This is a genomic window from Candidatus Peregrinibacteria bacterium, from assembly GCA_016220175.1.
GTDB lineage: Bacteria > Patescibacteriota > Gracilibacteria > CAIRYL01 > CAIRYL01 > JACRHZ01.
Map to the genome: position 1 here is coordinate 1 of JACRHZ010000070.1, position 12,542 is coordinate 12,542.

Sequence of the window (12,542 nt, forward strand, 5' to 3'; positions counted from 1 at the left end):
CGACTTTTTCTTTTCTAACATCCTCTCTATTTCCTCTCGCTCTTTGAAGCTGATTGGCTTGCGAACTTGTTTCATGTCTAGAAATAAAATATAAACTTATTTTATCTCTAGGGTGGTGCTTATAATTTTAGAATGTACGTATTAACTCTTCCGAATACTGCGAGGACTCATATTATGGTAAGCTGATTCAGAATTCAAAAAATATTGTGGATTCTTCATATATCTATGATTCAGAGCTTCTCTACGAATGCTTTAATGTTCGAAAATCTTATAACGGAATTCATATTTATAATTCGGAAAATGTTGTTGATTCCGCATTTTGTGACAGTGTTCAGAATTGCCAAAATTGTTTTCTTTGCACAAATCTCAGCGGCAAAAAATATCACTTCATGAATGAAGAACTTTCAAAAGAAGAGTATAAAAAAAGAGTTGCAGAAATACAGGGATATATTCTTCAGCAAAAAGTTTTAGAGCGTTTCCATAAACTCAGGGCAAAGAAAACAGTAAAGTACAGCAATATTGTGAACAGTGAAGGATGCACTGGAGATTTTATTCGGAATAGCAAAAATTGTATCGATTGCTATGACATAAATGACAGTGAAGATTGCCGTTATGTCCACGTCGGTGTGCAAGCAAAAAATCTTCTTGACTGTTCAAATATGTATATTAATCCGGAATTTTCCTATCAGGTCATGGGTGTTATCGGGACAAATAACATTCATTTTTGTTTTTATGTTTTTCACAGCAGTGAAGTTTGGTACAGCGAGCATTGTCATCATTCTTCAAATCTCTTTGGCTGTGTAGGACTCAAAAATAAAAAATACTGCATTCTCAATAAACAATATACCAAAGAAGAATATGAAAAACTTCGAGAAAAAATTATCAAACACATGAAAAAAACTGGAGAATGGGGCGAATTTTTCCCCACATCCATTTCTCCTTTTGTCTACAATGAAACACTTGCCTCTGAATATTTTCCATTTTCTGAAGAGGAGGCAACGAAAAGAGGATATCAGTGGAGAAATGATGATGAAAAAGCATGCTTATCTCAAGCATATGAGATTTCAGATTGTATTTCCGACGTCTCCGATACCATCACGAGTGAAATCCTCGCGTGTGAATCATGCAAGAGAAATTATCGAATTATTGAACCGGAATTAAAATTTTATCGAGATATGAACATCCCTATTCCTCACAAATGTCCCGATTGTCGGCATAATGACCGAATGATGCTCAGAAATCCGCGAAAATTGTGGGAACGAAATTGTATGAAATGCACAAAAAAAATTGCATCGACCTACGCTCCAGAAAGACCGGAAAAAGTATACTGCGAAGAGTGTTATTTGAAGGAAGTGTATTAGGAGAAGGGAAAAATTTTAGATTTTGGATTCTAGATTTTAAATTTTATGAGTTCAGTACATCTCCACATCCTCGAAACTGCTGAAGGAGGATGGAACGCCATCCTCTCAGGGAACGTTCCATTCAAAAGTACAAAAGAAATGGAGCACACTGTTTTTAGCGTGCTCAGCGCTCATGTGGTTCTCCTCAAGAGCGCCGAAATGGATGTCTTTCTTCCAGAAAAGAAGATATCAGGAATTTTAGGCAGAGAAAGCAGAGAAAACATTTTCTGGAAGCCAGGAGAAAAGAAAAATGAGATTGTTCTCAAAATACCGCCAAAAGAGGTCGAAAGGCTCCTCCAAACTGCGGATTTTGTGGAGTGATGCTCAGCGAAGAAGCAGCTGAATTCCTATGACGAAACATTTACATCGAAGAAAATTCGTAATTCGTAATTCCGTAATTCGTAATTGATTTTATTGCCCCAAAATAGATTTTGCGCTACGCTCCCGTACCGTTACAATATCCGTAGTATGAAGACATTTCTCATCAAAATTCCACCGGATAATAAGAAAAAAGAAAAAACGTTCCACGAACTTTTGGAACTTCTCCACGAGAGCCTTGGAGAGAACAGCGTGAGTTTTGAAATTTTTGCCCACACACAACACATTTCTTTTGGATTTTCAGGAGAAGATACCTTGGGAGATCTCCTCAGAGGTCAGATTTATTCGTTTTACCCTGAAGCGGAAATTATAGAGATTCCTGATTTTTTGACGCAGGCAACTCACGAGGAAAATCCGAATTTTTTCGCGATGGATATTGCTCTCCAAAAAAACAATCTTCTTCCGCTCAAAATATATGAGGAATTTGAAGGAGATTCCCTTTCAGCGCTCCTTTCTACACTGGCAAAAACAACAATTGATGAGAGCGTCTTTATTGAATATATTATAAAACCTCAGAGAGATACTGGTTTCTTCCATTTTCTCCGCGGAATTCGAACGTGGCTGGAATCCATTCGTCATATTTTTCGCATAAAATTTTGGTTTAAAAAAGGAAATACGCGAAAAACAATCGTGGCGGCAATGCAGAAAAAAAATGAGCAACGACTTTTTCATACCACAGTGCGCCTCTCAGTTTTTGCGAAGACTCCGGAAAGAATGAGAAATCGCATAGAGTCAGTTTTTCAGGCGTATGCACAGTTTAATACGCTTGATCTCAATCGCTTTAAAAAAGGATCCATCAAGAGATCACCTGCTTTTTTTAATATCATGAAGCAGAGGAGACTCGGGAGGACGAATCTCTTTTCGCTTTCTGAACTCGCGACACTTTTTCATCTTCCCAACGAACGCGAAGTCCCAAATATTATCTATGTGCTCAGTAAAAAATCAGAATCGCCTTCATCTCTCCCAATCGATCGAAACAATCACGAAATTTCTTTTATAGGAGAAACTAATTTTCATAATTCCCTCATTCCTTTTGGAATGATGAGAACTGATCGGAGAAGGCATCTTTATGTCGTGGGAAAATCAGGTTCGGGCAAATCAAAACTCTTGGAGCTTCTCATTAAAAATGATTTGGAAAATGGAAAAGGAATTGGAGTGCTTGATCCGCACGGAGATCTTGTCGACAATGTTCTCAAAATGGTTCCAAAAGATCGAATAAAAGATGTGGTGCTCTTTGATCCTTCGGATATGAATTTTCCAATCGCGTTTAATCCGCTCGAAAAAGTTCCCCCAGAGCTGAAAATGCGCGTCACCATTGGATTCATCGAAATCTTCAAAAAACTTTTTGGGATCAACTGGAATGCAAAACTTGAACACGTACTCAGGTACACAATTCTTGCGCTTCTCGATTCTCCGAACACGACCGTGCTTTCCATTATGAAAATGCTGACGGATAAAAACTATCGTCAGTATATTATTCGTGGAATTGAAGAAGATTTCGTGAAAAATTTCTGGGTAAATGAATTCGCGGCGTGGAGTGAAAAATTTGATGCGGAAGCGATTACGCCACTTCTCAACAAAATGGGACAGTTTGTCGCGACGAATATGATCCGAAATATCGTAGGACAGCCAGAAAATAAACTCCATTTTCGAGATATTATGGACAATGGAAAAATTCTTCTCATGAAAGTTTCAAAAGGAATTTTGGGAGAAGAAAATGCTGGACTTCTTGGCGCAATGGCGATTACAAAAATCTATCAATCGGCGATGAGTCGCGCGGATACTCCAGAAGAAGAACGCACCGATTTTTACTTTTACGTCGATGAGTTTCATAATTTCGCGACAGATACATTTGATGAAATTCTTTCAGAGGCTCGAAAATATCGCCTAAATATCACCATCGCGCATCAGTTTATGGGACAGCTCAGTTCGAAAATTCGCACTACGGTGTTTGGAAATGTGGGATCGCTTATGTCTTTTCGTGTTGGAGCTGAAGATGCTGGAATTCTTGCGAGTGAATTTAATCCGATCTTTACTCCACGAGATATTATCAATCTTGGAATTCGAGAATTTTATTGCAAAATGTCGATTAATGGCGAAATAACTCAAGCCTTTTCCGCTCGAACACTCGATATGAAAACGCAAAAAGAGCATTTCGCGAAAGAAGCGCAGGAATACTCACGAAAAATGTACTGCACACCAAAAGAAGAAGCGGAAAAAATGATTTCTTCGTGGAATGAATCCGCGACGAATGAAGATCAAAAAGCGCAGGGAGGAAACAAGAACTTTGAAGAAGTGGAATTTGAGGAACCGATAATATAGGAAATTTTGAATTTTAAATTGAATTTTGTAGGGGCAGGTCTTGCGCCTGCCCTTTTTTGTATCATCAAAAACAAAGACATTATTTATAGATGACTCGCATAATCATGAGCGGAAGCCATCCAACGGTTACGGTTACGGCAGTGGGCCAATCTTCCTTCAGCGAAATGTTTTGCTGCGGACAATCTTGCATCTGATCTTCAGTTGTGACGTTTTCCGGACAAATGCGTACTAAAGATCGTGAAGAACGAACATCATTTACGTAGAAAGCGAAACCTGTAAAAAGGTAGATGGTTATGGTGATGAGAATGCCGAAAGAGAGATTTTTTTTCATCATGTATTTTAAAAAATTTCCTAAAAAATCTTAAAACTTTTTATCATCTTTTCGAATGTTTCATCATCTAAAGCGGAAGCCGCCTTTCAGGCGGGTCCCGCTGAAAATATTTCTTGAGTTTTCCCCATTTAAATATTTGTACTAAATAAACAAAAATTACAGCGCTCAGAATTATTTCTAAAATGAGAAGTAAAAATCCATAAAGATGAGGAACATCAAACTGATCCATACAGTGATCAAAATTAAGTTTCCAGAGGGGGGTATCAGTAGTCCATCCTGGAGAACAATACCACCTATATATTCCTCCGGAAATAAAGCTTTTGAAAAAGATAAAAAATGCTATGTAAAAAAAGGAAAGAAAAAGAGAATCAAAAATACATCGCAATTTTTTTAGAAAAACACTAGAGATAATTATGATAATCCATATAAAACTAAGAATAGAATAAGTTATAGATAGTATGAGATCAATAATATCTAAAGCCGTATCTTTTGACTGATAAAGACTCACAATTATAACAATACAAAACCACATTATTGATGCTATGATGACATTTATAATTTTATTATAAATATTAATTATATTTTTCCTCATTTTAGGAAATGTTGAAAAATTAAAGCTGAAAAATAATAAGGTCGTTGAAGAAAAAAGAAATAAGATTTTTTGAATTTTTATAGTTTTTCTCTGGTTTTAACAAAGCACATCAATGTTTCTATTATACTTTTCCCTTTTCATTCAGAATTAATTTTGCAACGCTTCCCTTACTAAACTTAAACGATAGCCTAAGTTGAGATACATCTTATCTAATGGATCATCACCTAGAGTAAAATTAAAATGACTAAAATTAGCAAGCGTTCCTAATAATGATGCTCCTTGATGTAAAGTATTGGGATTTACGTTTGCTGCACTTGCTCCATATCCCGCAACTATATTTCCCGGCGCATCATAACGAAGAAATCCTCCTTTATAAATGTATGCCCAATTATCTCTGCTTTCTCTTTTTGTCTTTCCTTCATTATATCCCCATAATGAATTGTTTTTTAAATTCTTTAGATCAAAATTGCTATCATTGCCAAACATAATATAAAACTCGAATAAATACATATCCCTTCCCTCTAATTCTTCAAAACTTTCAACACTATTATGCGCCATTTTAAGTTGTATGTCGAGTTCTTTGTCTACATTAGCGACCTTATCTGTCCCCAAATTGGTAAATTTTCCTATTAAGTCTTCAGGAGTGTCTATCATATCGAAAAAACTCAACTCTGCGACATCTTCCCATGTTACATTTTGATTTATTTGCCCGTCATATGCCTTATTTATATCTTCAACAATACCGTCTTTCGTATCGCCTTTTTCAATTTCTCCAGTTTTTACATTATAAAGCCCGGTTGGATCAATATATTTCAGTGGATTGTTCCTCGTGTATGAATACTTATTGAATGACTGAGGATCAGTGAGATCTCCTTCCCATGGATCTTGAGAAGCAAATTGTCCGAGTTTTGGATTATAATATCGCGCTCCATAGTAATAGAGATTTGTTTCTGGATCGAGCTCTTGCCCTGTGAATTTATAATTGTTTTCGTAGGCGAAAGAAAATTCGTTTATTACGAAAAACAGAAAACTGGAGAAAATAATTTTTGCAAAAAACAAGAGGGGATTTTTCATAAAAATATGGAGAAAAAAACTTCCTTTATTATCGCGAGTTATTCACAACAAAAAAATTTCTATTTTTCTGAGATGTTCGAATATCAAGTTCTGCTCAATGTAATCCTACAATCCGATTCTGTCGACGACCTCCGTCGACACTTTCGAATACTTTTTGGGGATACTGAATCCAATTATATCGGTCGCCCGTCCTCGCGACCCTTATTAAAAGAATCTTCCCTCTCGTCATGCCGACTGCAGATGCGAAATATCGGAGTATGGATGAGAAAAAAGTGGGTTTGGTTTTCGGGAGGCATCTCTTGTCACCAAGAGAATACAGTATCCTCAGCGTCTTATAACAATATTCTTCTTCTGTCGACGACCTCCGTCGACAGATTCGGAGAAGAGGAGAGCTTTGAGGAAGCTCATTCACGATGATGCAGCAGGAATTACAGATTTGTCAGTTGAAATGAAATATGGAAAATAATGGGTATATGTCAGAAAAAGATTCGACAGTATACATCATGGGGAGCGTATCAAGAGTACTCTACACAGGAGTAACAAGTAATCTTAGTCAGAGAATATGGCAACACAAAGAAGGAGTTTTTGAGAAGAGTTTTACCAAAAAATACCGATGCCATCGGCTCCTTTACTTTGAAAAACATAAAGACATGATATCTGCCATTGCTCGAGAGAAACAAATACAAGGATATGCTCGGAAAAAGAAAGAATCACTCATATATCGAATGAATCCAGGATGGGAAGATATGAGTCATTGGTATTTGGAAAATTTTCAGGAATAGACATCATCGTACGCTCTTTGAGACAAGAGATGCCTCCCGAAAGACAAGCTCAATATTTCATGGATTTCTTCTGATGCTTCGTCTCTGCAGTCGGCATGACGGAGGGAGAGATGTGACTCTCACACAAGCTAAAAGCACCAGAAACAGCACCTTCCAATACTCTCAACAACTCCACCAGCGTTCCTTTTGGATGACTTGTCGACAAACTCATGCGAAAAGAATTATGAAGTCGTACTGATTCTTGAAAATATGTTCTCACGTATTCTGCATCATCTTTTCTTTGAGCAGGAACAAGTGGTCTTAAAATGGAACCCTTTCGATTTTCGGCGTTTTGAAATTTTTCCGCTGCGTCTCGAAAGTTTTCCAAATCGAAAGGATCGGCGTCAAAAAGGCTTTGAATTTCGGCAAATTCTGAATGCTGACGAAGCGCAAAAGTGTCGACATAAAATCCCTGTCCTTGAAGTTCGTGTTGAATGTGGACAAGATTGAGATTCTGAGCGTTTTCTTCGGGCACAAGCCTCAGAAGTGTTCCAGATTGTCTGCTTGCTTTTGGTGGAGAATGTTCCAGCGTAAAGAGTTCATTGAGTCTTGATGATCGTAAAAACTCTTCTCCAGCTGCAATTTCACCTGCGAGCGTTTTTTCTCCTTCCACTTTTCTGCATATTTCTGGATGCTCCAAAAGATCACGAGTTCCAAAAGGGTTTCCGCGTTTCATTCGTGAAAAATGGACAATTCCTTCCGTAAAAATTTTGGTGCTGATTCCGGCTTGAGAGCTGAAAACACCGGGAAGATCTGGAAAGAATTCTTGCATTTTTTGGTTTCCCGAAAGAACAAGTGTTCCTTTTCCATACGAACCAGTTCTTTTGCTAAGCGCGGTACCATCCGTCTTTTCATTGATAAATTCTCCTAAGCTTTCGTCGAGGAACCACAGTAAAACTTCAGATGAATTAGCTTCTGATGCCGTCTGAATTTTCTGGAATTCTTCGAAAAAAAGCTCGGTATTCAGACTTTTTCCTCCGGGTCGAAACGTGGAAGAAAGAACAATGAGAATTGGTATACGCCGAATTTCCGCCTCAGATTTTCCAGAAAGCAATTCTTTGATTTTTGCAAAAAGGTTTGTTGCAATAATTTCTTCTGAAAACTGATAATTAGGAAATTCAAGAGAATGAACATTCTGATGAACATCGCATCGCATTGGAAAAAACTCACAATCAGTTGCGAAAATAACCTGACGATCAGGATATTTTTGTTGAAGGTAAAAACACAATTTTCTAAATCCATCGAAAGTTCCGTTGGTTGGAAGAATCTGTTTGTCTTTCCCAAAGAGTTCTTGTCCAGCAATTTGATATGCAGCGCAAAGCGGCTGAAAAAGCCGCTCTCCATCTTCTTGTCGCATCGCATCCATTACGCGATTACTATATTCTTCAACACTTTTTGGCGCGGCAGAATCTCCGCCGCCTCTCATATCAAAAACTCGTCTTTCATCGCCATCTCTCTGTTTCAATCTTCTGAGATCACGCCTTTGTCCCTCGACAAATTGAACGAATGCTTCCTCTGCATTTTTTTCTCTCAAAACTTGAACTGCAGCGGTAAAAATATCATCATCTAAAGCCAGTGGAGAAAGGAACGCTTCTGCAGTTTCGCCAGAGTGTGCAAGTGAAATGTCTACACTGTCGACAGCATTTAACGTGGCAAGATAATTATAAAATTCTTGAATATTTGAACCATCGCCTAATCTTTCCGCAAACTCTTGGCGAAGTCGAGACTCACGTTCTTCGGAGGAAAGAGAGAGGAGTCCTTTAAAAAACTCCTCCAATTCTTTCGTTTTCTCCAAAATTCCGAAAAGTTGAAAAAGAAGCATTCGGGCAGGTTCACTTAAACCTAAAATGCCGAGGAATTGTTCGACTGTCTCATGAAAAGCAGTCTGCAGCTGAGCTGGTGATTCGCTATCTCGAGAATCTTCAGGAGGTTTTTCCCCAGTAATGTCACATCTTTCTGAGTGGTCTGACATCCAGAAATTTCAAAAAAATATTTCGTATTCCCAAAAAAATATCACGAAATTTTTAGCTGATGATTACGTATTGTGAATATAAAAAACCATTCCAAAAGACTTTTCCTGAGAACTAACATGAGAATATCATTTCTTTACAGTCTTTTGAGGAAAAATCTCTTGCTTCAAATTTGTTTTCATGGTGCTCCTTAAAAGGAGCTCTTCTGCCGCAAAAGGCACGTTTCTCTTTTTTGCATTGCTTCAAAAAACTGAGATGCGTGTTTTTTAAAAATACGAAAGAGATTTCTTTCGTCCGGATCCGAACTTTTTTCCAGATAATATTTGGAAGGAGCAAGCGACAGAAGTGAGAAATAATTCTCGAGAGCTTTAGAGCAATTCCCATGTTCAAAATAAATATTTCCCGCTGCTGTGTAAAGCGCGGGAAGATCAGGAGCTTTCTTTTTTCCTTCTCTCAAATGCATTTCTACACTCGAAAGATCATTTCGTGCTGCAGAAAATTCCATCGCAAAAATTTCATACCGAAAATTTTCATTCGTAAGATCTCCATATTTCAGCAAATGCTTTTCCATTTCCTGCATTAAAAACTCATCTCCTTTTGCAAATGGAAGAAATAGCTCCAAAATTGTTTTTCGCGGTTCTCCAAAAAATGGAACAATTTCCGCCGCTTCATTAAAAATCTCATACGAACTCTTGAGATCGTTCACATAGGCATTAATTCCTTTTGGCAAAAGCATGTCGCTTTTGAGAAAAAATAAGGAACCGAAGAAAAGTGTAATCGACAGGAAAAGTGTTGTCGTTGCCGAAACGAATCGTACTACAAAATTTTTGAGAGAAACTGAAATTTCGGAAAATGGGAGCGTTTGGAGGAGAAGAATCGCCCAAAACGCTGCGAGATATACAGAGTGTTCCAAAACAGAAAAGCTGAACTGTACTGAAATCGTAAACATTGCGACCGCAAACCATGGTATTTTCTGAGTTGAATTTTGAATTTTTTTCCAGAACAAAAGATATGCGAGAAATGCGAGAGGAAGAAGATACAGCACTGCGCCAAAAATTCCTCTTTCCACAAATACTTCCAAAAACTCATTATGCACTCGATTCGGAACGGTATAAAACTCCTCAAATTCAAAGACTTTTTTTGGCATCACTGTGACAAATCTTGATTCAAATGAATCAGGCCCGCTTCCCATGAAAAAATTTTGCACCGTGAGTGATTGTACTGCTCCTTCCCAAAGCAAAGATCGTGAGCCGAGTGAACGTGTATCGATTCCTCCAAAAAAAAGAACAGCAACAACAGCAGATCCGAAAATAATTCCTCCCAAAAATTTAAAGATTTTTTTGATCGGCAAAAAGAAAATTCCCCAAATGAAAAACCCGAAAATAAGCGCGAATTCCGTTGCCCTATTTTTCGTGAGAAAAAGTGTTATCGTGAAGAAAATGACGAGAAATCCATTGAAAATACTTTTTTTCCAATCTTTCTTCCAAAGAGTTTCTTCAAGATCAAAAAGAACAATTGCTATCGGAAAAATCAGAAATTGCCCCAAAAAATTTGGTTGTCCGAGCGTTCCGTATATTCGAAATAAATACTGCGCATTATTGACATCAGTAAATGGATCGATATTAAAAAATTGAAAAATGGCATGAATCGAAATAATTCCCGCGAGAATTTTAAGACCGGCAAAAAATCCGCGAATAGTTTCTTCTTTTTGAAAAATCTGAAGACATACAAGGAAATGCACAAGAATAAGAAGCGCAAAAAGAGCACCATTTGCTTCGGAGTATTCTCCAAAAATACTCTGAATCAGCGTCGCTGAAAAAAACGTGGAGAAAACGTATGTAAGCCAAAGCGCCGCTAAAAAAAGATATATCGTTCGATGAAAAAATAGAGAAATTTTTTCCTCAGAAAGTATCGTATATCCGAGATATCCAAAAAGCCCCGCCATACATATCAAAAACCACACAATTTTTGGATTGGAATACATATTCATTCCCCATGGATTCAGAAGGAGAGGAATGAGAAATATGGCTGAATACAGAGGAAATTTAAGTGTTTTCATTTAATGGTGGGCAAGAGAGGACTTGAACCTCCACGGGATTGCGCCCACAAGGCCCTCAACCTTGCGTGTCTACCAATTTCACCACTTGCCCGCTTCGTAGGGGACGCACATGTGCGTCCCGACTTTCTCAGAACACAGAGATCTTTTTAAAGAAGAGTGAGGAACTCCTCAAAGCTCCGGAATTGTCGCTATTTTTAGATGCTCCGTCAAGTTTTCTTGCAAAATTTATAAAGATTTGGTACAATTCAAAGATAAAATATTTTTTTCTTTCATTTTTTATACACATACAAATGAAAAAATATCTCATTCTTGCCGCATTTGCGGTGCTCGCAGTCGTCGGTCTTGTTCTGACAGACAACGGTCAGAATCTGCCAAGATTTTTAAAAGCCGACATAATGAATGGCTGGTGTGATCCAGCTGACCCAGCAGATCCAGATTGTACGCAGCAAAGTACTCCGAAACCAAACGGATCAACTTGTGCTGCTCCTTCTGAATGTTCTTCAGGGCTTTGTACTGCTGGATATTGTGTGCCTCCAACGGTAACAATTCCATGTGGTTCTAGCACTTGCTGGGGAACAGATTTTTGTGGAGATGCTGCAACGAGTAGGTGTTGTTCGGCTGGACAGGTTTATTGTCCGGCGCAGGGAGCATGTGCTTCGTCATGTACAGCTCCTAAAAAAGCAGATGGCGAATCTTGTACTGCAGACATTGATTGTCTCAATGGACATTGCAGACTTCTTGCAGGTGGAAATGTTTGTGGGGCAGAAACAGTAACTCCTCTCGTAGGAACGAAAACAGCTGGGCAAGCTTGTGCTGCAGCTTCTGAATGTGCTTCTGGACTTTCTTGTACTGGAGGAGTTTGCACGAATCCAATGAATCAAAATCAAGGACTCAATTGTGTAAATTCGAATACAAACCAACCTACAAACCCTTGTCCAGGGAATAATGGTGGTCCACAATTCTGTCCGCCAGCTCCAACCTATGCTTGTCCTACGACAAATACCAATAACACAATAGTTCCAAAGACAGCAGGACAGTCATGTTTAATCAATTTGGAATGTGCATCTGGACTTGTGTGTGAAGCGGGTACTTGTAAAGTAAGCACGAATACAAATGTCAATAATACAATAGTTCCAAAGACAGCAGGGCAATCTTGTTTGATCAACTTAGAATGTGCTGCACCACTTGTGTGTGATGCAGGTACTTGTAAAACAATTACGAATACAAACACATGTCCTTCTGGGCAACAGAGGCTGTGTCCGAATGAACCGATGAGATGTGTCACAACGTCTGCAGAATGTGGAGCAAATACACAACAGCAAGCATGTCCGATGGGATTGTCTCGGATGTGTCCGAATGATCCGATGAAGTGCGTAAGGACAGCAACTGAATGTACAACAACCACTCAGCAGAATCAGTACGATTCAAACAACCAGTGGAATCAAAACACGTACGGAGCAGCGCCAGAGACGATGACGCAGCAGGACTGGTTTTCAGGGTCGAAGTGTGGGGAGAAAGCGCTGAATATGGATCCATTTTGCTATGGGAATCATCCGGATGCATGGAATTGGAAGGAAGGATGTGTTGACAGTAAA

General features: G+C 38.5%; 10 protein-coding genes and 1 tRNA gene. 5 read left to right on the forward strand and 6 right to left on the reverse strand.

Going from position 1 to position 12,542, the window contains the following annotated elements; translation table 11 throughout:
* The first annotated feature begins 206 nt into the window (after nucleotides 1-206).
* From HZA38_05720 to HZA38_05730, 3 genes are all read left to right on the forward strand, one after another.
* The gene (locus HZA38_05720) at nucleotides 207-1,361 is read left to right on the forward strand and encodes a hypothetical protein (GenBank protein MBI5414979.1); all 1,155 of its coding nucleotides are present in this window, start codon (nucleotides 207-209) and stop codon (nucleotides 1,359-1,361) included.
* A gap of 45 nt (nucleotides 1,362-1,406) precedes the next feature.
* Nucleotides 1,407-1,721, forward strand: a complete 315-nt coding sequence (locus HZA38_05725; GenBank protein ID MBI5414980.1) for a hypothetical protein — start codon at nucleotides 1,407-1,409, stop codon at nucleotides 1,719-1,721.
* A gap of 147 nt (nucleotides 1,722-1,868) precedes the next feature.
* Nucleotides 1,869-4,100 carry a type IV secretory system conjugative DNA transfer family protein gene (locus tag HZA38_05730; protein MBI5414981.1) on the forward strand — a complete coding sequence of 744 codons (2,232 nt, stop codon included), beginning with the start codon at nucleotides 1,869-1,871 and terminating at the stop codon, nucleotides 4,098-4,100.
* A gap of 79 nt (nucleotides 4,101-4,179) precedes the next feature.
* Here the strand turns inward: HZA38_05730 and HZA38_05735 are convergent, their stop codons facing one another.
* The 3 genes from HZA38_05735 to HZA38_05745 all read right to left on the reverse strand — a co-directional run bounded on the left by HZA38_05735 (nucleotide 4,180) and on the right by HZA38_05745 (nucleotide 6,097).
* Nucleotides 4,180-4,434: a hypothetical protein gene (locus HZA38_05735; protein ID MBI5414982.1), complete on the reverse strand. Its 255-nt coding sequence runs from the start codon at nucleotides 4,432-4,434 to the stop codon at nucleotides 4,180-4,182.
* Between the two features lie 64 nt (nucleotides 4,435-4,498).
* Nucleotides 4,499-4,660, reverse strand: coding sequence for a hypothetical protein (locus HZA38_05740; protein ID MBI5414983.1), 162 nt, complete (start codon nucleotides 4,658-4,660; stop codon nucleotides 4,499-4,501).
* Nucleotides 4,661-5,170: 510 nt separating this feature from the next.
* Nucleotides 5,171-6,097: a hypothetical protein gene (locus HZA38_05745; protein ID MBI5414984.1), complete on the reverse strand. Its 927-nt coding sequence runs from the start codon at nucleotides 6,095-6,097 to the stop codon at nucleotides 5,171-5,173.
* Nucleotides 6,098-6,570: 473 nt separating this feature from the next.
* Here HZA38_05745 and HZA38_05750 point away from each other — a divergent pair, with 473 nt between their 5' ends.
* On the forward strand, nucleotides 6,571-6,879 hold the full coding sequence (locus HZA38_05750; GenBank protein ID MBI5414985.1) for a GIY-YIG nuclease family protein: 309 nt from the start codon (nucleotides 6,571-6,573) through the stop codon (nucleotides 6,877-6,879).
* A gap of 49 nt (nucleotides 6,880-6,928) precedes the next feature.
* Here the strand turns inward: HZA38_05750 and HZA38_05755 are convergent, their stop codons facing one another.
* The 3 genes from HZA38_05755 to HZA38_05765 all read right to left on the reverse strand — a co-directional run bounded on the left by HZA38_05755 (nucleotide 6,929) and on the right by HZA38_05765 (nucleotide 11,038).
* A complete protein-coding gene (locus tag HZA38_05755) occupies nucleotides 6,929-8,890 on the reverse strand; it encodes a hypothetical protein (protein ID MBI5414986.1) in 1,962 nt (653 codons plus the stop codon).
* A 188-nt stretch (nucleotides 8,891-9,078) separates the two neighbouring features.
* Complete coding sequence (locus HZA38_05760; protein ID MBI5414987.1) at nucleotides 9,079-10,947, reverse strand: O-antigen ligase family protein; 1,869 nt, start codon at nucleotides 10,945-10,947, stop codon at nucleotides 9,079-9,081.
* A 4-nt stretch (nucleotides 10,948-10,951) separates the two neighbouring features.
* Nucleotides 10,952-11,038: transfer RNA gene (locus tag HZA38_05765), tRNA-Leu, on the reverse strand.
* A 199-nt stretch (nucleotides 11,039-11,237) separates the two neighbouring features.
* Here HZA38_05765 and HZA38_05770 point away from each other — a divergent pair.
* The coding region (locus HZA38_05770; protein ID MBI5414988.1) for a hypothetical protein at nucleotides 11,238-12,542 on the forward strand (1,305 nt) is incomplete at its 3' end.